We start from the raw sequence: 26,341 nt of genomic DNA, 5'->3' as shown, positions 1-26,341 counted from the left end.
GCATGAAACTCTACAACCTTAAGGATCACAACGAGCAGGTTAGTTTTGCTCAGGCCGTTAAACAGGGCCTCGGCTCGCAGCAAGGGCTGTTTTTCCCGCTCGAACTGCCGGAATTCGAACTGACCGATATCGACGCCATGCTGGAGATGGATTTCGTCAGCCGCAGCAGCAAAATTCTCTCTGCCTACATTGGCGATGAAATTGCGGCGCATCAGCTGGCCGAGCGCGTAAAAAACGCCTTTGCTTTCCCGGCACCGGTGGCAAAGGTCAGCGATGATGTAGCCTGCCTCGAGCTGTTCCACGGTCCAACGCTGGCGTTTAAAGACTTCGGCGGCCGCTTTATGGCGCAGATGCTTTCCTATGTGAGCGGTGCGGATGAGCAGATCACCATTCTGACCGCCACGTCCGGCGATACCGGCGCCGCCGTGGCACATGCCTTCTACGGCATGGAAAACGTGCGCGTGGTGATTCTCTATCCGCAGGGCAAAATCAGCCCGCTGCAGGAGAAACTGTTCTGTACGCTGGGCGGCAACATCGAAACCATCGCGGTTGAAGGCGATTTCGATGCGTGTCAGGCGTTGGTGAAACAGGCGTTTGATGATGAAGAGCTGAAAAAGGCGATTGGCCTGAACTCGGCGAACTCCATCAACATCAGCCGTCTGCTGGCGCAGATTTGCTACTACTTCGAAGCGGTAGCGCAGCTGCCACAAGAGAAGCGCAATCAGCTGGTGGTGTCGGTGCCGAGCGGTAACTTCGGTGACTTAACGGCTGGCCTGCTGGCTAAATCATTGGGTCTGCCGATCAAGCGCTTTATCGCTGCGACCAATGCGAACGATACCGTGCCGCGTTTCCTCGGCAACGGCGCATGGCAGCCAAACGCCACGGTAGCAACGCTGTCGAACGCCATGGATGTCAGCCAGCCGAACAACTGGCCGCGCGTGGAAGAGCTGTTCCGCCGCAAAACCTGGCGTTTGACCGATCTGGCGTACGGCGCGGTAACCGATGAAACCACCAAATCCACCATGCGCGAGCTGGCGGAGATTGGCTACATCTCTGAACCACATGCGGCGATTGCTTACCGTTTGCTGCGCGACAACCTGCAGGAGGGCGAATATGGCCTGTTCCTCGGGACTGCGCATCCGGCGAAGTTCAAAGAGAGCGTGGATGAGATTCTGGGTCAGGATCTGCCGCTGCCGAAAGAGCTGGCCGAGCGCGCCGATTTGCCGCTGCTGTCGCACAACCTGAAAGGCGATTTCGCGGAACTGCGGGCGTTTTTGCTGAAGTAAGTGCTGACTGGGGTCAGTGCTCGCTGTCCCCCATCCCGGCCTTCCCCCGCTAGCGGGGGAAGGAGACGCTGCCACATGCAGCCTCCAAACTCACATATTGCAGCATCTTCCTCCCCCATTTATGGGGGAGGACCGAGGAGGGGGGCAGCGAGCACAATCCATTGCAGCGCTTGCTGAACTATTTCTGCTCGCGGCGCTTAAACACCAGTTCGTTCTCGCTGCTTTCTGCACCGTCCAGAAAATATCCATCCACATCGAACTTCTTCAGCTGCGCAGGGTTGGTCAGGCGGTTCTGAATCACATAGCGGCTCATCAAACCGCGCGCTTTCTTGGCGTAAAAGCTGATGACTTTAAATTTGCCATTCTTCTCATCGAGGAACACCGGCTTGATCAACTCGGCGTTGAGTTTCTTCGGCTTGATGGCTTTGAAATACTCATCGGATGCCAGATTGATCAGCACGTCATCGCCTTGCTCAGCAATCGCCTCGTTTAACTTCTCAGTCAGCAAATCGCCCCAGAAGCCGTAAAGATCTTTCCCGGCCGGATTCGCCAGCTTGATGCCCATCTCCAGGCGATAAGGCTGCATCAAATCGAGTGGGCGCAGCAGGCCGTAAAGACCCGACAACATGCGCAGGTGCTGCTGGGCAAAGTCAAAATCGTCGTCGCTAAAAGTTTCGGCCTGCAAACCGGTATACACATCGCCTTTGAACGCCAGGATCGCCTGACGCGCATTCTCCAGCGAGAAGGGCGGCTGCCATTGGTTAAAACGATCGGCATTCAGGTGCGCCAGCTTGTCACTAATGCCCATCAGTGAGCTGATTTGCGCCGGTGAAAGATCGCGCGCAACGTCAATTAATTGGTGTGATTTTTCTAACAGCGCCGGTTGGGTAAAACGTTGTGTCGCCAGCGGGCTTTCATAGTCCAGTGTCTTCGCTGGTGAGATAACCATCAGCATCGTGTACGTCCTCTTTGACCCGCAGGTTTATCAGGGAATTGAAGGGAAAATGTCGCAAGGAGTGTAGCAAAAAAGCGGCATGGATCGGCAAATCGCTCCCATTTGTTAGCGCTATCGTAAAGGGCACTTCGTGGTGTTGCGCCGTCACTTGTGCGTGATATTATCGCAACAGCCTTTTACACCCTGACAGTCAACCTAAGAGAAAGAGAACCATGACGGACAAACTTACTTCCTTGCGTCAGCTGACTACTGTGGTCGCCGACACCGGTGATATCGCGGCGATGAAACTTTACCAGCCGCAGGACGCGACCACGAACCCTTCTTTGATTCTCAACGCCGCTCAAATCCCTGAATACCGCAAACTGATTGACGAAGCCATTACCTGGGCACGTCAGCAGAGCAGCAACAAAGAAGATCAGCTGGCGCTGGTTTCTGACAAGCTGGCCGTCAACATTGGTCTGGAAATTCTCAAACTGATCCCTGGTCGCATCTCGACTGAAGTCGATGCGCGCCTCTCTTACGACACTGAAGCGAGCATCGCTAAAGCGCGTAGCCTGATCAAACTGTACAACGATGCGGGCATCAGCAATGACCGTATCCTGATCAAACTGGCGTCAACCTGGCAGGGCATTCGTGCTGCTGAGCAGCTGGAAAAAGAAGGTATCAACTGTAACCTGACGCTGCTGTTCTCCTTCGCGCAGGCGCGTGCCTGTGCCGAAGCGGGCGTGTTCCTGATCTCCCCATTCGTTGGCCGTATCCTCGACTGGTACAAGCAGAACACCGATAAGAAAGAGTATGCAGCCCACGAAGATCCAGGCGTGGTGTCTGTGGCTGAAATCTACAGCTACTACAAGCAGCACGGTTATGAAACCGTGGTAATGGGCGCAAGCTTCCGTAACGTTGGTGAAATCATTGAGCTGGCTGGCTGCGACCGTCTGACCATCTCTCCGGGCCTGCTGAAAGAGCTGGCTGAGAGCGAAGGCACCGTTGAGCGTAAACTGAGCTACACCGGCGAAGTGAAAGCGCGTCCAGCGAAGATGACCGAAGCTGAGTTCTTCTGGCAGCACAACCAGGATCCAATGGCCGTTACCAAACTGGCTGAAGGTATCCGCAACTTTGCCATCGATCAGGGCAAACTTGAGAAGATGATCGCCGAGCTGCTGTAAGGTGATTGGCCGTGGCGGCAACCGCTGCCACGGTTTTACGTTTTTTCCCCCGCTTCTTGTATTATCCTTCTAACTACTCACGTCATTTGCTGCCATGCAGCTAACCACAGCGATAACTCTATGGATACTTTACGAATTGGATTAATTTCCGTTTCCGATCGTGCTGCTAACGGCATCTATCAGGATCAGGGCATTCCGGCGTTAGAGAGCTGGCTCACCGCCGCGCTGGCTACGCCGTTTGAAATTGAAACGCGTCTGGTACCGGATGAGCAGCCAATGATTGAGCAGGCGATTTGCGAGCTGGTCGATGAGCTGTTCTGCAATTTGGTCCTCACCACCGGCGGCACCGGACCGGCGCGGCGTGATGTGACGCCAGATGCCACATTGGCGGTTGCCGACCGTGAAATGCCGGGCTTCGGCGAGCAGATGCGCCAAATTAGCCTGCAATTTGTGCCGACCGCTATTTTGTCTCGCCAGGTTGGCGTGATCCGTAAGCAGTCGCTGATCCTCAATCTGCCGGGCCAGCCAAAATCCATTAAAGAGACGCTGGAAGGGCTGAAAGCGGAAGATGGAACGGTAAAGGTGCCGGGGATTTTTGCCGCTGTACCTTATTGTTTACAGCTACTGGAAGGGCCGTATGTGGAAACTCATGCCGATGTGGTAGCAGCTTTTCGCCCCAAAAGCGCCCGTCGTGAGACAAATGACTAAAAATCGGCATTTTCAGGCATAAAATCCAGCGGCACTGGTGTGGCAAAATATTGACGGTATAGTAATTCAATCTTTACATAAGTTGTTTTGCCTCTGGATACCGCTGGATTATGGATACGCACGCAACGCGCCGACTTAACGGGCAGGATTACAAAACCCTGTCGCTGGCCGCCCTTGGTGGGGCGCTGGAATTCTACGACTTCATTATCTTCGTCTTCTTTGCCGCCGTGATTGGCGAACTGTTCTTCCCGCCTGACATTCCTGAATGGTTGCGTCAGGTGCAGACTTTCGCCATCTTTGCTGCGGGTTATCTGGCGCGTCCGTTAGGCGGCATTATCATGGCGCACTTTGGTGACAAAGTGGGGCGTAAGAAGATGTTCAGCCTCAGTATTCTGCTGATGGCGCTGCCGACGTTGGCGATGGGCGCATTGCCCACTTATGCCAGCATTGGCATCGCTGCGCCGTTATTGATGCTGCTAATGCGCGTGCTGCAAGGCGCGGCTATCGGCGGTGAAGTGCCTGGCGCGTGGGTGTTTGTCGCCGAACATGTGCCTGAAAAACGCATTGGTTTTGCCTGCGGCACGCTGACCGCAGGCTTAACCGCAGGGATTCTGCTCGGTTCGCTGGTGGCAACGGTGCTGAACACCACGCTGTCACCGGCTGCGATGCGCGATCATGGCTGGCGCATTCCTTTCTTCCTCGGCGGTGTGTTTGGCTTGCTGGCGATGTATCTGCGTCGCTGGCTGCATGAAACCCCGGTGTTCCAGCAGATGCAGCAGCGTAAAGCGCTGGCAGAAAAAATGCCGCTGCAAACCATTTTTGCCAGCCATAAGCGCGGCATCGTAATTTCGATGCTGCTCACCTGGCTTCTGTCGGCCTGCATTGTGGTGGTGATTTTGATGGCGCCGACGCTGATGCAAAAACAGCATGGCATTCCCGCCGCGCTCAGTCTGCAGGCCAACAGCTTCGCCACCATTATGCTGCTGCTGGGTTGTGTTATCGCCGGATGGCTGGTGGATCGCTTCGGCGCGGCGCGTTCGCTGATGGTCGGTTCAATACTGCTGGCGATCGGCAGCTGGAACTTCTTCCATCAGTTAAGTAGCACGCCGGAAATGCTGTTTGTTTGGTACGGTTTAGCGGGCCTGAGCGTGGGGGTCGTCGGTGTAGTGCCGTTGGTGATGGTGCGCGCATTCCCGGCGGCGGTGCGCTTTACCGGCATCTCATTCTCGTACAATGTTGCTTACGCGATTTTCGGTGGTCTGACGCCGATTAGCGTAACGCTGATGATGAGCCTGACGCCAATGGCGCCTGCCTGGTATGTGCTGGCGCTGGCGATAATTGGCTTTATGGTGGGAATCTGGCTGTGGCGCGATAGCCGTCAGCAGTATGCGCAGTTAGATATGTCGCTGCACTCGTCATAATGCAAAAAGCGGAGCCAAACAGCTCCGCTTTTCATTAGTCACTCGCCAATCGGCAATACCGTACGACCAAACTTCTCGTTCAGCACTTCGCCCATCGCCAGATAGAACGCACTCGAACCGCAAATAATGCCAATCCAGCCGGCAACGCGCAGCAACCCCGCGTTGTCGGTCAGGTGGCCGATAGCCAGCAGCGCAAACAGCAGCGTCAGGCTGGCGAAGATGAACTGCAGCATTTTCGGTGACTTCAGCGTGCCGAAAAACAGGAATGCAGTGAACACGCCCCACAGCGCGAGATACGCGCCAAGGAAGTGGCCGTCGGCCGCCTCTGCCAGCCCCAGTTTTGGCAGCAGTAGAATCGCCACCAACGTTAACCAGAAGCTGCCGTAAGAGGTAAAGGCGGTCAGCCCGAAGGTGTTGCCTTTCTTATATTCCAGCAGCCCGGCAAAAATTTGCGCGATGCCGCCGTAGAAAATCCCCATCGCCAGGATGATCACATCCATCGCAAACAGGCCGGTGTTGTGTAAGTTGAGCAGGATGGTGGTCATACCGAATCCCATCAGGCCCAACGGGGCGGGATTCGCCAGCGTGGTATTGCTCATAATTCCTCAGAAGCAGCGTTGAAGATGTTGTTCGTGTTTTACACCCGCGCAAACCGCTGGGGGCGCGAGGCGCTGCATAATAAGCGGCCTCTTTTTGCCCAACTTTGATCTGAATCGACGAGAGAATGAAATTTTTTTTAGTTTTAACCCTTGATGCGCATCGAACCGGCCCCATTTACTTGTCATCGAGCGTTGTGAGGCAGCAAAAAAAGCCTGCTTCAGCAGTTGAAAGTGGTCAGTTTGACCGCATCTCTGTTTCACAACCCAAATTGGCAAAGAATTTAAGTAGGAGACGTTTAGATGGGCAAGATTATTGGTATTGACTTGGGTACAACCAACTCATGTGTTGCAGTTATGGATGGTGGTAAAGCACGCGTACTGGAAAACGCCGAAGGCGATCGCACCACGCCGTCGATCATTGCGTATGCACAGGATGGCGAAACTCTGGTGGGTCAACCGGCTAAACGTCAGTCTGTGACCAACCCGCAGAACACCCTGTTTGCGATCAAGCGCCTGATTGGCCGTCGCTTCCAGGACGAAGAAGTACAGCGTGATATTAAAATTATGCCGTACAAAATCGTCGGCGCAGATAACGGCGACGCATGGCTGGACGTAAAAGGCCAGAAAATGGCACCGCCGCAGATTTCTGCTGAAGTGCTGAAAAAGATGAAGAAAACCGCGGAAGATTTCCTCGGTGAAGCCGTCACTGAAGCGGTTATTACCGTTCCAGCTTACTTCAACGATGCGCAGCGTCAGGCGACCAAAGACGCCGGCCGTATCGCGGGTCTGGAAGTAAAACGTATCATCAACGAACCAACCGCAGCTGCACTGGCTTACGGCCTGGATAAAGGTCAGGGCAACCGCACCATCGCGGTATACGACCTGGGCGGCGGTACTTTCGATATCTCAATCATTGAGATCGATGACGTTGATGGCGAGAAAACCTTTGAAGTTCTGGCAACCAACGGTGATACCCACCTTGGTGGTGAAGACTTCGATAGCCGTCTGATTAACTATCTGGTGGCTGAATTTAAGAAAGATCAGGGCATCGATCTGCACAACGATCCGCTGGCCATGCAGCGTCTGAAAGAAGCGGCAGAGAAAGCCAAGATCGAGCTGTCTTCAGCACAGCAGACCGACGTTAACCTGCCGTACATCACGGCGGATGCGACCGGTCCTAAGCACCTGAATATCAAAGTAACACGTGCGAAACTGGAATCACTGGTTGAAGACCTGGTTTCTCGCTCTATCGAGCCGTTGAAAGTGGCTCTGCAGGATGCGGGTCTGTCTGTTTCAGACATCAACGACGTGATCCTGGTGGGCGGTCAAACGCGTATGCCAATGGTTCAGGCCAAAGTGACTGAGTTCTTTGGTAAAGAGCCACGTAAAGATGTGAACCCGGATGAAGCGGTAGCCGTGGGTGCTGCGGTTCAGGGCGGCGTGTTGGCGGGTGAAGTGAAAGACGTTCTGCTGCTGGACGTGACTCCGCTGTCGCTGGGTATCGAAACCATGGGCGGCGTGATGACTTCGCTGATTAGCAAGAACACCACCATCCCAACCAAGCACAGCCAGGTGTTCTCTACCGCTGAAGATAACCAGTCTGCCGTGACGATTCACGTGCTGCAGGGTGAGCGTAAGCGTTCAGGTGATAACAAATCCCTGGGCCAGTTCAACCTCGACGGTATCCAGGCTGCACCGCGCGGTATGCCGCAGATCGAAGTCACCTTCGATATCGATGCGGATGGTATCCTGCACGTGTCTGCGAAAGACAAAAACAGCGGTAAAGAGCAGAAGATCACCATCAAGGCTTCTTCTGGTCTGAATGAAGAAGAGATCGAAAAAATGGTGCGTGACGCGGAAGCGAACGCCGAGTCTGACCGCAAGTTCGAAGAGCTGGTTCAGACCCGTAACCAGGGCGATCAGATTTCGCACAGCACCCGTAAGCAGCTGGACGAAGCGGGCGACAAACTGTCTGCTGACGACAAAGCGCCAATCGAAGCTGCGTTGACCGAGCTGAACACCGCGCTGAAAGGCGAAGACAAAGCAGAAATCGAAGCCAAAATGCAGGCATTGATGGAAGTGTCCAGCAAACTGATGGAGCTGGCACAGCAGCAGGGTCAGGCAGCTGATGCAGGCGATGCTTCTGCACAGAAAGAAGACGACGTTGTCGACGCTGAGTTCGAAGAAGTTAAAGACAAAAAATAATTGCCCCTGACCGGGCGCGACGGCTGGCCTGACAGCCGTTGAAACCAGCACGGGCGTAGGAGATCTCTCCACGCCCGTGCGATCATGTTAAGGGCAGAACAAATATGGCTAAGAGTGATTTATACGAGATCTTAGGCGTCTCTAAATCCGCAGATGAGCGTGAAATCAAAAAGGCTTATAAGCGCCTGGCGATGAAATACCATCCGGACCGTAATCCGGACAATAAAGAAGCCGAAGCGAAGTTTAAAGAAATTAAGGAAGCCTACGAAATTCTGACCGACGCACAGAAGCGTGCAGCCTACGACCAATATGGTCACGCAGCCTTTGAACAAGGCGGCATGGGCGGCGGTGGTGGCTTCGGCGGCGGCGGTGCTGACTTCAGCGATATCTTTGGCGACGTATTTGGCGATATTTTTGGTGGTGGCCGCCGTCAGCGTGCCGCACGTGGCGCCGATTTACGCTACAACATGGAGCTAACGCTGGAAGAAGCGGTACGCGGCGTGACCAAAGAGATCCGCATTCCAACACTGGAAGAGTGCGATGTCTGCCACGGTAGCGGCGCGAAAGCGGGGACCAAACCGCAGACCTGTCATACCTGTCATGGCGCAGGCCAGGTGCAGATGCGTCAGGGCTTCTTCACTGTGCAGCAGGCGTGTCCGACCTGTCACGGTCGCGGTTCAGTGATCAAAGATCCGTGCAATGCTTGTCATGGTCACGGTCGCGTTGAGCGCAGTAAAACCCTGTCGGTGAAAATTCCAGCAGGCGTGGATACCGGCGATCGCATTCGTCTGACCGGCGAAGGTGAAGCGGGCGAACAGGGCGCACCAGCGGGCGATCTGTACGTTCAGGTTTCGGTGAAAAAGCACCCGATCTTTGAGCGTGAAGATAACAACCTATATTGCGAAGTGCCGATTAACTTTGCGATGGCAGCATTGGGTGGCGAGATTGAAGTGCCGACGCTTGATGGGCGTGTGAACCTGAAAGTGCCTTCTGAAACGCAAACTGGCAAGCTGTTCCGCATGCGCGGTAAAGGCGTGAAATCGGTGCGTGGTGGTGCGGTAGGCGATTTGCTGTGTCGTGTGGTGGTGGAAACGCCAGTTAGCCTCAATGACAAACAGAAAGCGTTACTGCGTGAACTGGAAGAGAGTTTTGGCGGCCCGAGCGGTGAGAAAAACAGCCCGCGCTCCAAAAGCTTCCTCGACGGCGTGAAGAAGTTTTTTGACGATTTAACACGTTAATCCCGTCTGGCATGCTTAATAAAGCGGAGAGGAAACTCTCCGCTTTTTTTATGTTTTCCCGCCAACGCGTCGCTCCTGATATAAGCTCAATCTGCCTGGCGTGAGATAAAAGCAGAAACCGTTTCGTAATGCATCGGTATTATCGAGTCGTTAACGAGACATAAGCTGCTTTTAACGAGGTGTTTGAGTCGCTACACTTCTCAGCCTAAATGTCTCTACTCAGGAGGAGTTGTGAACAAACCCCGTTCTCTTCGAAGCTTACTGAAAAGCTTTATTGCCAGCGATGCCAGCAACGGCATGGTGCTGATTCTGGCGGCCGTCGCGGCAATGATTTTGGCTAACAGCGCGGAAACCGCTCAAGCTTATCAATCGTTTCTCGCCGAGCCGGTGCAGATTCGCTTCGGTGCATTAGACATCAGCAAAAACCTGCTGCTGTGGATCAACGATGCCATGATGGCGCTGTTCTTCCTGCTGATTGGTTTGGAAGTGAAACGTGAACTAATCACCGGTGAACTCGCCAGCCGCGATCGCGCCATTTTCCCGGTGATTGCGGCAATTGGCGGCATGGTTATGCCGGGACTGATTTTCCTGCTGCTTAATTATGGCGATCCTATTGCGCGTAACGGCTGGGCAATTCCTACTGCTACTGATATCGCCTTTGCATTGGGTGTGCTGGCACTGTTGGGCAGCCGCGTGCCAACCGCGCTGAAAGTGTTCCTGATGGCGCTGGCGATTATTGATGATCTCGGCGCTATCGTGATTATCGCGCTGTTCTACACCAGCGATCTCTCCGTGCTGTCGCTGAGCGTAGCGGCAGGTGCGATTGTGCTGCTGGCGATTCTCAATCGTTGCGGCGTGCGTAACATTGCCATCTATATGTTAGTCGGCATTGTGCTGTGGACGGCGGTGCTCAAATCGGGTGTGCATGCAACGTTAGCGGGCGTGATTGTTGGCTTCTTCGTGCCGCTGGAAGAGAAGAACGGCCATTCTCCAGCCGAGCATCTGGCGCATGGTTTAATGCCGTGGGTAAACTGGCTGATTCTGCCGCTGTTCGCTTTTGCCAACGCCGGCATCTCGCTGAGCGGCATTACCTTTATGGATACGCTGTCGCCAGAGCCGCTGGGCATCATTCTCGGCTTGCTGATTGGTAAACCGTTGGGTATCACGCTGTTCTGCTGGCTGGCGGTGAAGTGGCGGCTGGCGGTGTTGCCGGCGGGCACCACGATACGCGATATCATGGCGATTGGTGTGCTGTGCGGTATCGGCTTCACCATGTCGATCTTTATCAGTTCGCTGGCGTTTGATGCCGCCCATGAGCAACTGGTGACCTTCTCCAAGCTGGGGATTCTCAGTGGCTCGCTGCTCTCAGCGGTGATTGGTTACACGCTGCTGCGCATCAAATTGCGTTAAAAGAGGAAGGGGGCGAAAGCCTCCTTTTTTTGCCGATGAATCAGCTCAACTTTAATCATCTCTACTATTTCTGGCAGGTGTGTAAAACCGGTTCGGTAGTGCGCGCGGCGGATGTGCTGTGCCTGGCGCCACAGACGGTCACTGGCCAGATTAAATCGCTGGAAGAGCAACTCGGCGGCGTGGTGTTTCGTCGTCAGGGGCGCGGTTTAGTGCCGACGGAGCTTGGTCAGCTGGTGTTCCGCTATGCCGACCGCATGTTCATGCTGAGCCAGGAGATGCTCGATATCGTTAACTACCGCAAAGAGTCGCATCTGCTGTTTGATGTTGGCGTAGCGGATGCCTTGTCTAAGCAACTGGTGAGCAAGGTGCTGCAGGCTGCGGTGGTGGCTGAAGAGGGAATCCATCTGCGCTGCTTTGAATCAACGCACGAGATGCTGCTGGAACAGTTAAGCCAGCACAAGCTGGATATGATTCTTTCCGATTGCCCAATTGATTCGACTCAGCAGGAAGGGCTGTTTTCGGTCAAGCTGGGCGAGTGTCCGATCAGCTTCTGGTGCAACACACCGTTACCGACGCTGCCGTTTCCTGCCAGCCTGGAAGAGCGGCGTTTGCTGATTCCGGGGCGTCGCTCGATGCTGGGTCGCAAACTGCTGAACTGGATTCACAGCCGGGGATTGCAAGTGGAGATTCTGGGCGAGTTTGATGATGCGGCATTAATGAAAGCTTTTGGTGCGCTTAACAACGCGATATTTGTGGCTCCGACGCTGTATGGCGACGAGATTTACCGGGATGACGCCATCAAAGAGATTGGGCGGTTGGATGCGGTGATGGAGGAGTATCACGTGATCTTTGCCGAACGGATGATTCAGCATCCGGCGGTACAGCGGATCTGCCATCGCGACTTTAGTGCGCTGTTTACCCCTGAATTGCAGGCATAAAAAAACCGGCTAAACGCCGGTTCTTTTTTACAAAGCGATTAACAGACGGGCGATTAAGCCAGTTTGTTGATCTGAGCAGTCAGGTTTGCTTTATGACGTGCAGCTTTGTTTTTGTGGATCAGACCTTTAGCAGCCTGACGGTCCACGAGTGGTTGCATTTCGTTGAATGCGTTCTGCGCAGCAGCTTTGTCGCCTGTTGCGATAGCCGCGTATACTTTCTTGATGAAAGTACGCATCATTGAACGGTTGCTTGCGTTATGCTTGCGACGTTTCTCAGATGTTACGGCGCGTTTCTTAGCTGATTTGATATTAGCCAAGGTCCAACTCCCAAATGTGATCTATATGGACAAATCAAAGGCCGAGGACTATGCCTTTTGCGCCTTCTTATGTCAATGGATTTGTGCAAATAAGCGTCGTTTTAAAAACAACACTCGATTACGTAATTGATGGCGCAGGATTCTACCAGCAACGCGGCGTTGAATACAGTATTTCGCAGCAAAAATCTTCAGATCCTTGCTAAGCAATTGCCCACGCGTGGAATAAGCCGCGCCAGAAGCAGGAAAGGCACGTATACGGGTTAACCTAAACGCCATTCAAGGGTATAATCCGCCGATTTCCACCGGTTTGAGTCAGCCATGAAGTTTATCCGCGGTATTTATAATCTGAAAGAGCAGCATCGCGGCTGCGTCCTGACCATTGGCAATTTCGACGGCGTACATCGCGGCCACCAGGCTTTGATGGCGCAGCTGATTGCCGAAGGACGAAAACGCAATCTGCCGGTGGTGGTGATGGTATTTGAGCCACAACCGCTTGAGCTGTTTGCCGGCGACAAAGCCCCGGCGCGCCTTACGCGTTTGCGTGAAAAGCTGAAGTACCTCGAACAAGCGGGCGTTGATGCCGTACTCTGCGTACGTTTTGATCGTCGCTTCGCTGCGCATTCGGCGCAGAGTTTTATTTCCGAATTGCTGGTAGACAAGCTCAACGTCAAGTTCCTGGCCGTAGGCGATGATTTCCGCTTCGGCGCTGGTCGCCAGGGGGATTTCCTGTTATTACAGAAAGCCGGTGCGGAGTATGGCTTTGAGGTTATCAGCACCCAGACCTATTGTGACAGCGGCAAGCGCATCAGCAGCACCGCCGTTCGTCAGGCGCTGGCGCAGGATGATTTTGCGCAAGCCGAAGCGCTGCTGGGCCATCCGTTCAGCATCTCAGGCCGCGTAGTGCACGGCGATGCACTCGGGCGCACCATCGGTTTCCCAACGGCTAATCTCCCTTTGCGTCGCACCGTTACGCCGGTTAAAGGCGTGTTTGCGGTGGCAGTGTTGGGCCTTGGCGATCAGCCGCTGCCCGGCGTGGCCAATATTGGTACGCGCCCAACGGTAAAAGGTTTACGTCAGCAGCTTGAAGTTCATCTGCTCGACACACATATGAATCTCTATGGGCGTCACATTGAAGTGGTGCTGAAACAGAAGATTCGCGATGAACAGCGTTTCGCTTCGCTGGACGCGCTGAAAGAACAAATTGCGAAAGATGTGGTGACAGCCCGCCAATTCTTTGGGCTAAAAACACCGGTTTAATGACCGAAATACGGAATCGAGAATCTGATGAGTGACTATAAATCTACCCTGAATTTGCCGGAAACGGGGTTCCCGATGCGTGGCGATCTGGCCAAGCGTGAACCGGGAATGCTGCAACGTTGGTATGATGACAACCTGTACGGCATCATCCGCGAAGCCAAAAAAGGGAAAAAAACCTTTATTTTGCACGATGGCCCTCCTTATGCGAACGGCAGCATTCATATTGGTCACTCAGTTAACAAGATTCTGAAAGACATTATCGTTAAGTCGAAAGGCATGGCGGGCTACGACTCGCCGTACGTTCCAGGTTGGGACTGCCACGGCTTGCCGATTGAGCACAAAGTTGAACAGATGATTGGTAAGCCGGGCGAAAAAGTGAGCGCGTCTGAATTCCGTGCCGCTTGCCGCCAATATGCGGCAGAGCAGGTTGAAGGCCAGAAAAATGACTTCATCCGCCTCGGCGTGCTCGGTGACTGGGATCGTCCTTATCTGACGATGAATTTCCAGACCGAAGCCAACATCATCCGTGCGCTGGGTAAAATCATCGGCAACGGCCATCTGCACAAAGGCGCTAAGCCGGTGCACTGGTGCATGGATTGCCGTTCGGCGCTGGCTGAAGCGGAAGTGGAGTATTACGACAAAACTTCGCCATCCATCGATGTGATGTTCAATGCCGTGGATGCCGATGCGGTGCGCGCGAAGTTTGGCGTCGCTGCTTCAGAAGGCCCGGTTTCACTGGTGATCTGGACCACCACGCCGTGGACCATGCCAGCCAACCGCGGTATCTCGCTGCATCCTGAATTTGAATACCAGCTGCTGCAGATCGACGGTCGCAGCCTGATTCTCGCCAAAGAGATGGTTGAGAGCGTGATGAAGCGCGCGGGCATCAGCGACTGGACCGTGCTGGGCGAATGCAACGGCGCGGCGCTGGAGCTGCAGCTGTTCCAGCATCCGTTCCTCGAGCAGATCCAATCGAAAGTGGTATTGGGTGAGCACGTGACGCTGGAAGCCGGTACCGGTGCGGTACATACCGCACCAGGCCATGGCCCGGATGACTATGTTATCGGTCAGAAATACGGTCTGGAAACCGCCAATCCGGTGGGGCCGGATGGCGCGTATCTGCCAGGCACCTACCCGACGCTGGATGGCGTAAACGTCTTTAAAGCCAACGACATGATCGTTGAGCTGCTGAAAGAGAAGGGCGCGCTGCTGCACGTTGAGAAACTGCTGCACAGCTACCCGCACTGCTGGCGTCATAAAACGCCAATCATCTTCCGTGCCACGCCACAATGGTTCATCAGCATGGATCAGAAAGGCCTGCGTGCGCAGTCGCTGAAAGAGATCAAAGGCGTGCAGTGGATCCCGGATTGGGGCCAGGCGCGTATCGAAGCGATGGTAGCGAACCGTCCGGACTGGTGTATCTCACGTCAGCGTACGTGGGGCGTGCCGATGGCGCTGTTCGTGCATAAAGAGAGCGAGCAGCTGCATCCGGATACGCTGGAGCTGATGGAGAAAGTCGCGAAACGGGTTGAGCAGGACGGCATTCAGGCGTGGTGGGATCTCGATCCGCGCGACCTGATGGGCGACGACGCTGACCATTACGTCAAAGTGCCAGACACCTTAGATGTCTGGTTCGACTCCGGATCAACCAGCTACGCGGTGGTGGATGCGCGTCCTGAATTCGGCGGCCATACGCCAGATATGTACCTGGAAGGTTCGGATCAGCATCGCGGCTGGTTCATGTCGTCTCTGATGATCTCCACCGCGATGAAAGGCAAAGCGCCTTATCGTCAGGTACTGACGCACGGTTTCACCGTGGATGGTCAGGGCCGCAAGATGTCGAAATCGATCGGCAACACCGTGGCGCCGCAGGATGTGATGGATAAGCTGGGCGCGGATATTCTGCGTCTTTGGGTCGCTTCAACCGATTATTCCGGTGAGATGGCGGTCTCCGACGAAATCCTGAAGCGTGCCGCAGACAGCTATCGTCGTATCCGTAACACCGCGCGTTTCCTGCTGGCTAACCTTGCTGGCTTCAACCCGGCGACCGATTGCGTTAAGCCGGAAGAGATGGTGGTGGTGGATCGCTGGGCAGTTGGCCGTGCGCTGGCAGCGCAGCAGGATATCGTGCACTCCTACGAAAACTACGATTTCCACGAAGTGGTGCAGCGTCTGATGCACTTCTGCTCGATCGAAATGGGCTCGTTCTATCTCGATGTGATCAAAGATCGTCAGTACACCGCGAAAGGCGACAGCCTGGCGCGTCGCAGCTGCCAAACCGCACTGTGGCACATCGTTGAAGCGCTGGTGCGCTGGATGGCGCCAATCATGTCCTTCACCGCAGACGAAATTTGGGGCTACCTGCCGGGCGAGCGCGCGAAATACGTGTTCACCGAAGAGTGGTATCAGGATCTGTTTGGTCTGGCGGATAACGAAACGCTGAACGACGCTTATTGGGATGATCTGCTGAAAGTCCGTGGTGAAGTGAACAAGGTGATTGAGCAAGCGCGTAGCGACAAACGCATCGGTGGCGCACTGGAAGCGACGGTTACGCTGTATGCGGATGCCGGGCTGGCAGCCAAGCTGAAGGCGCTGGGCGATGAGCTGCGTTTCGTGCTGTTAACTTCAGGCGCGCGCGTGGCGGATTACGCCACTGCCAGCGATGAAGCGCAGCAGAGCGAGCTGTTCAAAGGTCTGAAAATCGCGCTACACAAAGCAGAAGGCGAGAAATGTCCGCGCTGCTGGCATTACACTACTGACGTTGGCCAGAATCCGGAGCATGCTGCGGTGTGTGGTCGTTGCTACACCAACGTCGCCGGCAATGGCGAACAGCGGAAATTTGCCTGATGAGTAAAGCGCTCTCTTCAACCGGTTTGCGCTGGCTTTGGCTGGTGCTGGTGGTGATTGCCATCGATTTTGGCAGCAAGATGTGGGTCATCAACAACATGATGCTGCATGAAACGCAGCCGCTGATGCCGTTCCTGAACCTGTTCTACGCGCACAACTATGGCGCGGCGTTCAGCTTCCTGGCCGACAAAGGTGGCTGGCAGCGCTGGTTCTTTGCCGGCATCGCCATTGCTATCGTGGTGGCGCTGTTGGTGATGATGTATCGCAACGCTGCCAGCAACAAATTAACCAATATTGCCTACGCGCTGATTATCGGCGGGGCGTTGGGTAACCTGTTTGACCGTTCGTATCACGGCTTTGTGGTCGATTTTATCGACTTCTATGTCGGTGATTGGCACTTCGCGACCTTTAACATCGCCGACTGTGCCATCTGCATCGGCGCGGCGCTGGTGGTGCTGGAAGGTTTTCTCAGCCCGAACGGCAAACCGGCTAAACAGAAAGGGTAACTGATGACAGACTTAGTTCAGCGCGATAGCGCGTTGCTGGTGCATTTTACGCTGAAGCTGGAGGATGGCTCGACGGCCGAATCCACGCGCGCCAACGGCAAACCTGCGCTGTTCCGTCTGGGTGATGGCAGCCTGTCGGGCGCGCTGGAACAGCAGCTACTCGGACGTAAAGTGGGCGATAAGCATGCCTTTACGCTGGAACCGGAAGATGCGTTTGGCGGCACCAGCCCGGATCTGGTTCAGTACTTCTCACGTCGTGACTTTAACGATGCGGGCGAGCCGGAAGTGGGTGCCATCATGCTGTTCAGCGGCCGCGGCGGCAGCGAAATGCCTGGCGTGATCCGTGAAGTTTCCGGTGACTCGATCACCGTAGACTTCAACCATCCGCTGGCGGGCCAGCGCATTCAGTTTGACATTGAAGTGCTGGAGATTGATCCGGCGCTGGAGGCCAACGATGCAAATCCTGTTAGCTAACCCACGCGGTTTCTGCGCAGGCGTCGATCGCGCCATCAGCATCGTTGAGCGCGCGCTGGAGATGTACGGCGCGCCCATCTACGTGCGTCACGAAGTGGTGCATAACCGCTACGTGGTGAGTAGCTTACGCGAACGTGGGGCGATCTTCATTGAAGAGATCGCTGAAGTGCCGGATAACGCCATTCTGATCTTCTCCGCGCACGGCGTATCGCAAGCGGTTCGCGCCGAAGCCAAAGCGCGTAACCTCACCATGCTGTTTGATGCGACCTGTCCGCTGGTGACCAAAGTTCATATGGAAGTGGCGCGCGCTAGCCGTAAAGGTGTTGAAGCGATTCTTATTGGTCACGCGGGGCATCCGGAAGTGGAAGGCACCATGGGCCAGTACAGCAATCCTAACGGCGGCATGTATCTGGTGGAATCGCCGGAAGATGTGTTCAAGCTGAACGTCAAAGATGAGAGCAACCTGTGCTTTATGACGCAGACCACACTTTCAGTCGATGATACTTCGGACGTGATTGATGCACTGCGTCAGCGCTTCCCGGCGATTATCGGTCCACGTAAAGATGACATCTGCTACGCCACCACCAACCGTCAGGAAGCGGTACGCGTCTTAGCGCGTGATGCTGAAGTGGTGCTGGTAGTGGGATCGAAAAACTCCTCTAACTCGAACCGTCTGGCCGAACTGGCGCAGCGTGCTGGTAAGCTGGCGAAGCTGATTGATTCGGCTGATGACATCCAGGAAGAGTGGGTCAAAGACAAGCAGGTCATCGGCGTCACCGCGGGCGCTTCTGCTCCTGATATTCTGGTGCAACAGGTGATTCAACGTCTGCGTGAGCTCGGCGGTGAAGCGGCGATTGAGCTGATTGGCCGTGAAGAGAACATCGTGTTTGAAGTACCAAAAGAGCTGCGCGTCGACGTGCGAAACGTGCAGTAAGCGGTTTACACCGTAGTAAAATCAGGCCGACATTGTTCGGCCTTTTCTTTGCCTGTCGCTGTAGAAAATCCTGCTTCCAGCATGCGGGATTGCTTTTACTGATAATGTTTCGCGGCTGGCATAAAATTCTTATATCCCTTTATTGTTGTGGCGTGACTGTTATCTGACCGTTAACCTGTTTACGCTTTACATGCATAGATTTGTATCAGGAATGAATAATTATGAGTGAAATCCGCATTGCTATCGTTGGTGCGCCGGGTCGCATGGGACGCAATTTGATTCAGGCCGTACAGCAGGCGGAAGGTGTTGCGTTAGGCGCAGCACTGGCGCGTAGCGGTTCGTCATTGCTGGGCGTAGATGCTGGCGAACTGGCGGGCATCGGCAAAACGGGCGTGATCGTCTCTGACGACCTGCAAAAGGTGGTTAACGACTTCGATGTCCTGATCGATTTCACCCGTCCGGAAGGCACGCTGGAGTATCTGGCGTTTTGCCGACAGCACAACAAAGCGATGGTGATCGGTACCACCGGTTTTGATGAAGCCGGTAAAGCGGCGATTCGCGCGGCTGCTGAAGAGATTGGCATCGTGTTCGCCGCTAACTTCAGCGTGGGCGTCAACCTGGTGCTGAATCTGCTGCAGCAGGCAGCGAAGGTGATGGGCGACTACGCGGACATTGAAATCGTTGAAGCGCACCATCGTCACAAAGTTGATGCACCATCAGGTACTGCGCTGGCGATGGGCGAAGCGATTGCCGATGCCATGAAGTGGAATCTGGATGAGCACGCGGTGTATGCCCGTGAAGGTCATACCGGTGAGCGTAAAGCGCAAACCATCGGATTTGCTACCGTGCGCGCTGGTGATATCGTCGGCGAACACACCGCGATGTTTGCAGATATTGGTGAGCGCGTAGAGATTACCCACAAGGCTTCCAGCCGTATGACCTTTGCAAATGGTGCAGTTAAAGCGGCAAGCTGGTTAAAGAACAAGAAATCTGGCCTTTACGACATGCGTGATGTGCTGGATTTATCGATGTTGTGAGTGTTGTGAACCATCGTGATGTGGTTATTTCAATCGGTAAGACCTTGATTGACGAGGGCAATGTGATCATTGCCCTTTATTTTATCTGTAAATGACCATTTTGCTATATTATTGGTTCGAAGTGCTTATTTGTCGAAGTTGATGAGTGATTATCAGGCTTGCGATGGCTAATTTTGACCGTTTGGTCAAAAATTTATGCGCGCCAGCACCAGTTTGCCATTATCGCCGTCAGGCAACCGATTATTTTTCCGAGTTGTCTCACTCTTTTATCGCCTTTCACCGTTTTTAACATTCAGTTGCCCGAAATATACAAAAAAATAACCACATATTGTAGACAAGGTGCGGGGCGATCATTAGAATGCGCGCAATTTGCCAAAATTCGAGTACTCAGGCGGGTTTTGCATTGATTCTGGTACTCCTTTTGAATTAATATGCAAATATTGTGACTGTTTATTCCCTGGAGGATGTTTTGATTAAGTCAGCGCTCTTGGTTCTGGAAGACGGAACCCAATTCCACGGTCGGGCCATCGGGGCTACGGGGTCGGCAGTGGGGGAAGTTGTTTTCAACACTTCAATGACCGGTTATCAAGAAATCCTCACTGATCCTTCCTATTCCCGCCAAATCGTTACCCTCACTTATCCCCATATCGGCAATGTTGGCGTTAACGCCGCCGATGAAGAATCCAGCCAAATCCATGCTCAAGGCCTCGTTATTCGCGATCTGCCGCTGATTACCAGCAACTTCCGCAGCGAAGAAAGTCTGGCAGCTTACCTGCAGCGCAATAACATCGTTGGCATCGCCGATATCGACACGCGTAAACTGACCCGTTTGCTGCGCGAGAAGGGTGCACAGAGCGGCTGCATTATTGCGGGTGATAATCCGGATGCCGCACTGGCGCTGCAGAAAGCGCAGGCGTTCCCGGGCTTGAAAGGCATGGATCTGGCGAAAGAAGTGACCACCGCGGAAACCTACGCGTGGCAGCAAGGTAGCTGGACACTGGAAGGTGACCTGCCGGAGCAGAAAACGGCGGAAGAGCTGCCGTTCCATGTGGTGGCGTACGATTACGGCGCTAAGCGCAACATCCTGCGTATGCTGGTGGATCGCGGCTGCCGCCTGACGGTCGTGCCGGCGCAAACTTCGGCAGAAGAGGTTCTGGCACTTAATCCAGACGGTATTTTCCTGTCGAACGGTCCTGGCGACCCGGAGCCATGCGACTACGCCATTAACGCCATTCAGGCGTTCCTGAAAACCGATGTTCCGGTATTCGGTATCTGCCTTGGGCACCAGCTGTTAGCGCTGGCGAGCGGCGCCAAAACCATCAAGATGAAACTCGGCCACCACGGCGGCAACCATCCGGTGAAGGATCTTGATAACAACACCGTGATGATCACCGCACAGAACCACGGTTTTGCGGTTGATGACAGCCAATTACCGGCCAATCTGCGCGTGACGCATGTGTCGCTGTTCGACCAAACCGTGCAGGGCATTCATCGCACTGACAAACCGGCCTTCAGCTTCCAGGGACACCCGGAAGCGAGCCCAGGCCCGCACGATGCGGCGCCACTGTTCGATCACTTTATCGAACTGATCGAAGCATACCGTTCTAACGCGAAGTAATCAGGAGCCCACGATGCCAAAACGTACAGACATAAAATCCATCCTGATTCTTGGTGCTGGCCCGATCGTTATCGGCCAGGCATGTGAATTTGACTACTCCGGTGCGCAGGCGTGTAAAGCGCTGCGTGAAGAGGGCTACCGTGTCATTCTGGTGAACTCGAACCCGGCAACCATTATGACCGACCCGGAAATGGCCGATGCGACTTACATCGAGCCGATTCACTGGGAAGTGGTACGCAAGATTATCGAAAAAGAGCGTCCGGATGCGGTGCTGCCAACCATGGGCGGCCAGACAGCGCTGAACTGTGCGCTGGAGCTGGAGCGTCAGGGCGTGCTGGCTGAGTTCGGCGTTACCATGATTGGTGCAACTGCCGATGCCATTGATAAAGCCGAAGATCGTCGTCGCTTCGACGTGGCGATGAAGAGCATTGGTCTGGGCACCGCACGTTCCGGTATCGCGCATACCATGGAAGAAGCGCTGGCGGTGGCCGAAGACGTTGGCTTCCCGTGCATCATCCGCCCTTCCTTTACGATGGGCGGCACTGGCGGCGGTATCGCCTATAACCGCGAAGAGTTCGAAGAGATTTGCGAACGCGGTCTGGACTTGTCGCCAACCAATGAGCTGCTGATTGATGAGTCGCTGATTGGCTGGAAAGAGTACGAGATGGAAGTGGTACGCGATAAAAACGACAACTGTATCATCGTCTGCTCGATCGAAAACTTCGATGCAATGGGCATCCACACCGGTGACTCTATCACCGTGGCGCCCGCGCAAACTCTGACCGACAAAGAGTATCAAATCATGCGTAACGCCTCGCTGGCGGTACTGCGTGAAATCGGTGTCGAAACCGGTGGTTCGAACGTGCAGTTCTCGGTGAATCCGAAAGATGGCCGTATGATCGTCATCGAAATGAACCCGCGCGTATCGCGTTCGTCAGCGCTGGCTTCAAAAGCGACCGGCTTCCCGATTGCCAAAGTGGCGGCGAAACTGGCGGTGGGCTTTACCCTTGATGAGCTGATGAACGACATCACCGGCGGCTTAACGCCTGCGTCGTTCGAACCCTCTATCGACTACGTCGTTACCAAGATTCCTCGCTTCAACTTCGAGAAGTTCGCCGGTGCCAACGATCGTCTGACCACGCAGATGAAATCGGTCGGTGAAGTGATGGCGATTGGCCGCACGTTCCAGGAATCGATGCAGAAAGCGCTGCGCGGTCTGGAAGTCGGTGCCAACGGTTTCGACCCGAAAGTCAGCCTCGACGATCCAGAAGCGTTAACGCGCATTCGCCGCGAACTGAAAGATGCCGGTTCTGACCGTATCTGGTACATCGCCGATGCGTTCCGCGCCGGCATGTCAGTTGATGGTGTGTTCAACCTCACCAACATTGATCGCTGGTTCCTGGTGCAGATTGAAGAGCTGGTGCGTCTGGAAGAGCAGGTTGAACGCGAAGGTGTGAACTCGCTGAACGCGGAGTTCCTGCGCGCGCTGAAGCGTAAAGGCTTTGCTGATGTCCGTCTGGCCGCGCTGGCGGGCGTATCTGAGGGCGAAATCCGTAAGCTGCGTCAGCAATTTAACCTGCACCCGGTTTATAAACGCGTTGATACCTGCGCCGCTGAATTCGCCACCGACACCGCCTATATGTACTCAACCTACGAGGAAGAGTGCGAAGCCAATCCAAACCAGGATCGTGAAAAAATCATGATTCTGGGCGGCGGTCCAAACCGTATCGGCCAGGGAATCGAGTTTGATTACTGCTGCGTGCATGCGGCGCTGGCGCTGCGTGAAGACGGTTACGAGACCATCATGGTCAACTGTAACCCGGAAACCGTCTCAACCGACTACGACACCTCGGATCGCCTCTACTTCGAGCCGGTCACGCTGGAAGATGTGCTGGAAATCGTGCGTATCGAGAAGCCGAAAGGCGTCATCGTACAATACGGCGGCCAGACGCCGCTGAAACTGGCGCGCGCGCTGGAAGCGGCTGGCGTTCCGGTGATTGGTACCAGCCCGGACTCGATTGACCGTGCAGAAGACCGTGAGCGTTTCCAGCAGGCGGTTGATCGCCTGAGCCTGAAGCAGCCGGCTAACGCCACCGTTGCCACGCTGGAACAGGCCGTTGAGAAAGCGGCTGGGATCGGTTATCCGCTGGTGGTGCGTCCTTCTTATGTGCTGGGCGGCCGCGCGATGGAGATCGTTTACGACGAAATCGACCTGAAGCGTTACTTCCAGACCGCTGTATCGGTGTCTAACGATGCGCCAGTGCTGCTGGATCGCTTCCTCGACGACGCGGTTGAAGTGGATGTCGATGCGATTTGCGACGGCGAGCGCGTGCTGATTGGCGGCATCATGGAGCACATCGAGCAGGCGGGCGTGCACTCAGGTGACTCCGCATGTTCACTGCCAGCCTACACGCTGAGCACTGAAATCCAGAACGTGATGCGTCAGCAGGTGGAAAAATTGGCCTTCGAGCTGAACGTACGTGGCCTGATGAACGTGCAGTTCGCGGTGAAGGACAATGAAGTTTACCTGATTGAGGTCAACCCACGTGCCGCGCGTACCGTGCCGTTCGTGTCGAAAGCCACTGGCGTGGCGCTGGCGAAGGTTGCCGCGCGCGTGATGGCAGGTAAAACGCTGGCTGAGCAGGGCGTCACCAAAGAAGTGATTCCACCGTATTACTCGGTGAAAGAAGTGGTGCTGCCGTTCAACAAGTTCCCAGGCGTTGACCCGATTCTCGGCCCAGAAATGCGCTCTACCGGTGAAGTGATGGGCGTCGGTCGCACCTTCGCTGAAGCCTTCGCCAAAGCGATGCTGGGTGCGCAGAGCAACATGAAGAAAACCGGTCGCGCGTTGCTGTCAGTGCGTGAAGGCGATAAGAAACGTATCGTCGACCTGGCGGCAAAACTGCAGAAGTTTGGTTTCGAGCTGGATGCGACACACGGTACCGCAGTGGTGCTGGGCGAAGCGGGCATCAATCCACGTCTGGTAAACAAGGTGCATGAAGGTCGTCCGCACATTCAGGATCGCCTGAAGAATGGCGAATATACCTACATCGTCAACACCACGGCGGGACGTCAGGCGATTGAAGACTCCAAGCTGATTCGTCGTAGCGCGCTGCAGTACAAAGTGCATTACGACACCACGCTGAACGGCGGTTTTGCCACAGCGATGGCGCTGAACGCGGATCCAACGGAGCAGGTAATTTCGGTGCAGGAAATGCACGCGCAAATTAAAGGCTGATTCCAATTGGCTACCCACTAACGGCTCCTGCGGGGGCCGTTTTTTTATCCTTTTACCAATGCCTGCATTTCCTTATCTGTAAAAATCCTATTGATTTGACATATGTTTTATCAGTTGATGCGGAAAGCGTTACACCTCGGAATATCCGCACAAAATTATAAATAAGATCCCAGTTAGCGCACCGTACTATTTCGCTCGCTCACCAATAGAGCGCTCACCTTAACTGGGATATAAAAAATGCAAATGCGTGCTTTCACTCTCAGCGCTATTGCTGCGTTACTCGCAGCGGCGCCACTCGCCAGCCAGGCGGAAATTACTTTACTCAAGCAGGATCCACAGGCGGGCGATGCGCTAAGCCGTCTCGACTTCAAAGTGGGCGGCAGTATTCGTCCGCAGTTCCAACATCAGAATGGCGTGAACGACAAATCGTACAAACGTAATGGCTACGACGGTGGCTCACGCTTCCGCTTCAGCGCCAATTATTACCTGTTCGACGACGTAAGCTGGGTCGGTTACTACGAGCTGGGCGTTAACTTCCCGGCCTGGTGGGGTTGGGACAATCATCATGCAGATGGTGCGAATAACACCTCGCGCCGCCAACTTTATACTGGCTTCAAAAGCGCTACCTTGGGTGAGCTCTACTTTGGTCAGCAGAACAGCGTTTACTACGATGTCGTAGGAGCGAAGACCGATATCTGGGATTACGACATGCTGGCGCAGGCGCCGGGCAACGGCATCAATGGTGATTACGATGGTTCTTACCGTTCGCGCAAAATGCTGAAGTACAAAAATACCTTCGGCGATGCGGATGTGTATGCGTCGTACCTGTTTGAAGATAATGAGTTCCTGCCAGGCAACGGCCTGCGTTACAAGCGTAAAGGCGGCGGCTCGCTGGGTGTGAACTACCACATCACCAAAGATCTGGCGTGGGGAACCGCGTGGAACTACACCCGCGCCGATATTCGCAATCCGGGCAATGGCGACAGCAAGCGCTATGACCAGAATATCTACGGTACCGCTCTGAGCTGGACGCCGGATAACTGGACGCTGTCAGCCGGTGCGGGTTGGTATGAGAACTTCTCCCCAACCAAACGTAATACCGTTAACAATTACTTCGCGGATGACGCGTGGGGCATCGAATACTTTGCCGGCTACAAATTCCCAATTGGCCAGTATGCGGTGAAATCTATCCAGCCTTACTTCATGGGCGACCGTCTGGAGTTCGTCAACGGACGTGACTACAAGCGTATTGATAACGGCGTTGGTGTGAGTGCGCAGCTGGATTACGGCTTCCGTGTCGACTACGAATATGTCATCACCTCCAGCACCGACAAGTCACTGGGCAACGTGAACCTGGTGCGTCTACGCTACGATTTCTAAAGCGTTTCAACGGCTCCTGCGGGAGCCGTTTTCTTTTTTTGCACAGAGTGCGCTTTTCTTTACACTGCGATACCAATAACGCGACGTTTCGCGCCGAGTTGTGCCGCCTCGTCAGCAATTTCTGGCTCCTCGCCCCGCAATTGCCGGGAAAGTCGGTGTAAAACTCTGTCCAATAACAAAAGTGCGGTGGCATCGGAGCTTTACGCAAATAGCGGGGGCGGCCTATCGACGAAAGTTTCGCCTTTACGTATGATGGCGCCAATTTTTTCCAGTAGGTCTTTTAACATGATTAGTCTGATCGCGGCACTGGCAGCGGATCGCATTATTGGTATGGAAAACGCCATGCCATGGAACCTGCCAGCAGATTTGGCATGGTTCAAACGTAATACCTTGAATAAGCCGGTGATTATGGGTCGTCTGACCTTTGAATCGATAGGCCGCCCGCTTCCTGGACGCCTGAACATTGTGGTCAGCAGCCAGCCGGGCAACCACGAAGGCGTCACCTGGGTGACATCGCTGGAAGAGGCGGTAAAAGCGGCGGGTGATGTCGAAGAGATGATGGTGATTGGTGGTGGACGCGTTTACGAGCAGATGCTGGCTCGCGCGGATCGCCTCTACCTGACCCATATCGATGCGGAAGTGGAAGGGGATACGCAGTTCCCGGATTACGAACCGGACGAGTGGCAGTCAACCTTCAGCGAATTCCATGACGCCGATGAGCAGAACTCGCACAGCTACTGCTTCGAGATCCTGGATCGCCGCACGTAACGTTGCCAGTGATGGCGACCCATAAAAAACCCCGCTTAT

The 26,341-nt window shown here is 54.6% G+C and carries 21 protein-coding genes; 18 read left to right on the top strand and 3 right to left on the bottom strand.

The window, feature by feature from the left end; genetic code table 11:
* Positions 1–2: 2 nt before the first annotated feature.
* Complete coding sequence (thrC, locus tag Q3H59_RS17045) at positions 3–1,286, top strand: threonine synthase (protein WP_008108676.1); 1,284 nt, start codon at positions 3–5, stop codon at positions 1,284–1,286.
* A gap of 178 nt (positions 1,287–1,464) precedes the next feature.
* Here thrC and yaaA read toward each other — a convergent pair whose 3' ends face one another.
* Entirely contained in the window at positions 1,465–2,241 is a 777-nt protein-coding gene (gene yaaA, locus Q3H59_RS17040) for a peroxide stress protein YaaA (protein WP_137385128.1), read from the bottom strand.
* Between the two features lie 212 nt (positions 2,242–2,453).
* Here yaaA and tal point away from each other — a divergent pair, with 212 nt between their 5' ends.
* The 3 genes from tal to Q3H59_RS17025 all read left to right on the top strand — a co-directional run bounded on the left by tal (position 2,454) and on the right by Q3H59_RS17025 (position 5,536).
* Positions 2,454–3,407 (top strand): transaldolase, encoded by a 954-nt coding sequence (gene tal, locus Q3H59_RS17035; RefSeq protein ID WP_137385129.1) that lies wholly within the window; start codon positions 2,454–2,456, stop codon positions 3,405–3,407.
* Between the two features lie 120 nt (positions 3,408–3,527).
* On the top strand, positions 3,528–4,115 hold the full coding sequence (gene mog, locus Q3H59_RS17030) for a molybdopterin adenylyltransferase (protein WP_101762156.1): 588 nt from the start codon (positions 3,528–3,530) through the stop codon (positions 4,113–4,115).
* Positions 4,116–4,225: 110 nt separating this feature from the next.
* A complete protein-coding gene (locus Q3H59_RS17025) occupies positions 4,226–5,536 on the top strand; it encodes an MFS transporter (protein WP_192235756.1) in 1,311 nt (436 codons plus the stop codon).
* Positions 5,537–5,574: 38 nt separating this feature from the next.
* Here the strand turns inward: Q3H59_RS17025 and satP are convergent, their stop codons facing one another.
* Positions 5,575–6,135, bottom strand: coding sequence for an acetate uptake transporter (gene satP / locus Q3H59_RS17020; protein ID WP_101762154.1), 561 nt, complete (start codon positions 6,133–6,135; stop codon positions 5,575–5,577).
* Positions 6,136–6,435: 300 nt separating this feature from the next.
* On the opposite strand from satP, the gene dnaK reads away from it, so the two are divergent.
* The 4 genes from dnaK to nhaR all read left to right on the top strand — a co-directional run bounded on the left by dnaK (position 6,436) and on the right by nhaR (position 11,926).
* Positions 6,436–8,340 (top strand): molecular chaperone DnaK, encoded by a 1,905-nt coding sequence (gene dnaK / locus Q3H59_RS17015; protein ID WP_309835979.1) that lies wholly within the window; start codon positions 6,436–6,438, stop codon positions 8,338–8,340.
* A gap of 104 nt (positions 8,341–8,444) precedes the next feature.
* Entirely contained in the window at positions 8,445–9,578 is a 1,134-nt protein-coding gene (gene dnaJ, locus Q3H59_RS17010) for a molecular chaperone DnaJ (protein ID WP_101762152.1), read from the top strand.
* 231 nt (positions 9,579–9,809) lie between these two features.
* Positions 9,810–10,988 carry a Na+/H+ antiporter NhaA gene (gene nhaA / locus Q3H59_RS17005; protein ID WP_222185244.1) on the top strand — a complete coding sequence of 393 codons (1,179 nt, stop codon included), beginning with the start codon at positions 9,810–9,812 and terminating at the stop codon, positions 10,986–10,988.
* A gap of 35 nt (positions 10,989–11,023) precedes the next feature.
* Positions 11,024–11,926, top strand: coding sequence for a transcriptional activator NhaR (nhaR, locus tag Q3H59_RS17000; protein WP_309835975.1), 903 nt, complete (start codon positions 11,024–11,026; stop codon positions 11,924–11,926).
* A 53-nt stretch (positions 11,927–11,979) separates the two neighbouring features.
* On the opposite strand, the gene rpsT is transcribed toward nhaR, so the two are convergent.
* A complete protein-coding gene (rpsT, locus tag Q3H59_RS16995) occupies positions 11,980–12,243 on the bottom strand; it encodes a 30S ribosomal protein S20 (protein ID WP_036619798.1) in 264 nt (87 codons plus the stop codon).
* Positions 12,244–12,561: 318 nt separating this feature from the next.
* Here rpsT and ribF point away from each other — a divergent pair, with 318 nt between their 5' ends.
* The 10 genes from ribF (at position 12,562) to folA (ending at position 26,302) form a co-directional block, all read left to right on the top strand.
* The gene (ribF, locus tag Q3H59_RS16990) at positions 12,562–13,500 is read left to right on the top strand and encodes a bifunctional riboflavin kinase/FAD synthetase (RefSeq protein ID WP_101762149.1); all 939 of its coding nucleotides are present in this window, start codon (positions 12,562–12,564) and stop codon (positions 13,498–13,500) included.
* A gap of 27 nt (positions 13,501–13,527) precedes the next feature.
* Entirely contained in the window at positions 13,528–16,347 is a 2,820-nt protein-coding gene (gene ileS / locus Q3H59_RS16985) for an isoleucine--tRNA ligase (RefSeq protein WP_309835972.1), read from the top strand.
* On the top strand, positions 16,347–16,853 hold the full coding sequence (gene lspA, locus Q3H59_RS16980) for a signal peptidase II (protein ID WP_101762147.1): 507 nt from the start codon (positions 16,347–16,349) through the stop codon (positions 16,851–16,853). Before ileS ends, lspA begins: the two co-directional genes overlap by 1 nt.
* A 3-nt stretch (positions 16,854–16,856) precedes the next feature.
* Entirely contained in the window at positions 16,857–17,327 is a 471-nt protein-coding gene (gene fkpB, locus Q3H59_RS16975; protein WP_101762146.1) for an FKBP-type peptidyl-prolyl cis-trans isomerase, read from the top strand.
* Positions 17,308–18,261, top strand: coding sequence for a 4-hydroxy-3-methylbut-2-enyl diphosphate reductase (gene ispH, locus Q3H59_RS16970; RefSeq protein WP_064737614.1), 954 nt, complete (start codon positions 17,308–17,310; stop codon positions 18,259–18,261). Before fkpB ends, ispH begins: the two co-directional genes overlap by 20 nt.
* A gap of 221 nt (positions 18,262–18,482) precedes the next feature.
* The gene (dapB, locus tag Q3H59_RS16965; RefSeq protein WP_008108654.1) at positions 18,483–19,298 is read left to right on the top strand and encodes a 4-hydroxy-tetrahydrodipicolinate reductase; all 816 of its coding nucleotides are present in this window, start codon (positions 18,483–18,485) and stop codon (positions 19,296–19,298) included.
* A 469-nt stretch (positions 19,299–19,767) separates the two neighbouring features.
* On the top strand, positions 19,768–20,916 hold the full coding sequence (gene carA / locus Q3H59_RS16960; protein WP_309835968.1) for a glutamine-hydrolyzing carbamoyl-phosphate synthase small subunit: 1,149 nt from the start codon (positions 19,768–19,770) through the stop codon (positions 20,914–20,916).
* A 13-nt stretch (positions 20,917–20,929) separates the two neighbouring features.
* Positions 20,930–24,154: a carbamoyl-phosphate synthase large subunit gene (carB, locus tag Q3H59_RS16955; protein WP_101762143.1), complete on the top strand. Its 3,225-nt coding sequence runs from the start codon at positions 20,930–20,932 to the stop codon at positions 24,152–24,154.
* A gap of 237 nt (positions 24,155–24,391) precedes the next feature.
* Positions 24,392–25,534 carry a porin gene (locus tag Q3H59_RS16950; protein WP_101762142.1) on the top strand — a complete coding sequence of 381 codons (1,143 nt, stop codon included), beginning with the start codon at positions 24,392–24,394 and terminating at the stop codon, positions 25,532–25,534.
* A gap of 285 nt (positions 25,535–25,819) precedes the next feature.
* Positions 25,820–26,302, top strand: coding sequence for a type 3 dihydrofolate reductase (gene folA / locus Q3H59_RS16945; protein ID WP_137385137.1), 483 nt, complete (start codon positions 25,820–25,822; stop codon positions 26,300–26,302).
* Positions 26,303–26,341: the final 39 nt, after the last annotated feature.

Source organism: Pantoea sp. SORGH_AS_0659, assembly GCF_031453915.1.
GTDB lineage: Bacteria > Pseudomonadota > Gammaproteobacteria > Enterobacterales > Enterobacteriaceae > Pantoea > Pantoea leporis.
Note: the sequence above shows the minus strand (reverse complement) of the source record. Positions and strands in the feature narration are given on the sequence as shown.

What these genes read in the sequence shown, in the direction of transcription:
- thrC (WP_008108676.1), top strand. Translation starts at nt 3, where the DNA reads ATGAAACTCTACAACCTTAAGGATCACAACGAGCAGGTTAGTTTTGCT.
- yaaA (WP_137385128.1), bottom strand. Translation starts at nt 2,241, where the DNA reads ATGCTGATGGTTATCTCACCAGCGAAGACACTGGACTATGAAAGCCCG.
- tal (WP_137385129.1), top strand. Translation starts at nt 2,454, where the DNA reads ATGACGGACAAACTTACTTCCTTGCGTCAGCTGACTACTGTGGTCGCC.
- mog (WP_101762156.1), top strand. Translation starts at nt 3,528, where the DNA reads ATGGATACTTTACGAATTGGATTAATTTCCGTTTCCGATCGTGCTGCT.
- Q3H59_RS17025 (WP_192235756.1), top strand. Translation starts at nt 4,226, where the DNA reads ATGGATACGCACGCAACGCGCCGACTTAACGGGCAGGATTACAAAACC.
- satP (WP_101762154.1), bottom strand. Translation starts at nt 6,135, where the DNA reads ATGAGCAATACCACGCTGGCGAATCCCGCCCCGTTGGGCCTGATGGGA.
- dnaK (WP_309835979.1), top strand. Translation starts at nt 6,436, where the DNA reads ATGGGCAAGATTATTGGTATTGACTTGGGTACAACCAACTCATGTGTT.
- dnaJ (WP_101762152.1), top strand. Translation starts at nt 8,445, where the DNA reads ATGGCTAAGAGTGATTTATACGAGATCTTAGGCGTCTCTAAATCCGCA.
- nhaR (WP_309835975.1), top strand. Translation starts at nt 11,024, where the DNA reads ATGAATCAGCTCAACTTTAATCATCTCTACTATTTCTGGCAGGTGTGT.
- ribF (WP_101762149.1), top strand. Translation starts at nt 12,562, where the DNA reads ATGAAGTTTATCCGCGGTATTTATAATCTGAAAGAGCAGCATCGCGGC.
- ileS (WP_309835972.1), top strand. Translation starts at nt 13,528, where the DNA reads ATGAGTGACTATAAATCTACCCTGAATTTGCCGGAAACGGGGTTCCCG.
- lspA (WP_101762147.1), top strand. Translation starts at nt 16,347, where the DNA reads ATGAGTAAAGCGCTCTCTTCAACCGGTTTGCGCTGGCTTTGGCTGGTG.
- fkpB (WP_101762146.1), top strand. Translation starts at nt 16,857, where the DNA reads ATGACAGACTTAGTTCAGCGCGATAGCGCGTTGCTGGTGCATTTTACG.
- ispH (WP_064737614.1), top strand. Translation starts at nt 17,308, where the DNA reads ATGCAAATCCTGTTAGCTAACCCACGCGGTTTCTGCGCAGGCGTCGAT.
- dapB (WP_008108654.1), top strand. Translation starts at nt 18,483, where the DNA reads ATGAGTGAAATCCGCATTGCTATCGTTGGTGCGCCGGGTCGCATGGGA.
- carB (WP_101762143.1), top strand. Translation starts at nt 20,930, where the DNA reads ATGCCAAAACGTACAGACATAAAATCCATCCTGATTCTTGGTGCTGGC.
- Q3H59_RS16950 (WP_101762142.1), top strand. Translation starts at nt 24,392, where the DNA reads ATGCAAATGCGTGCTTTCACTCTCAGCGCTATTGCTGCGTTACTCGCA.
- folA (WP_137385137.1), top strand. Translation starts at nt 25,820, where the DNA reads ATGATTAGTCTGATCGCGGCACTGGCAGCGGATCGCATTATTGGTATG.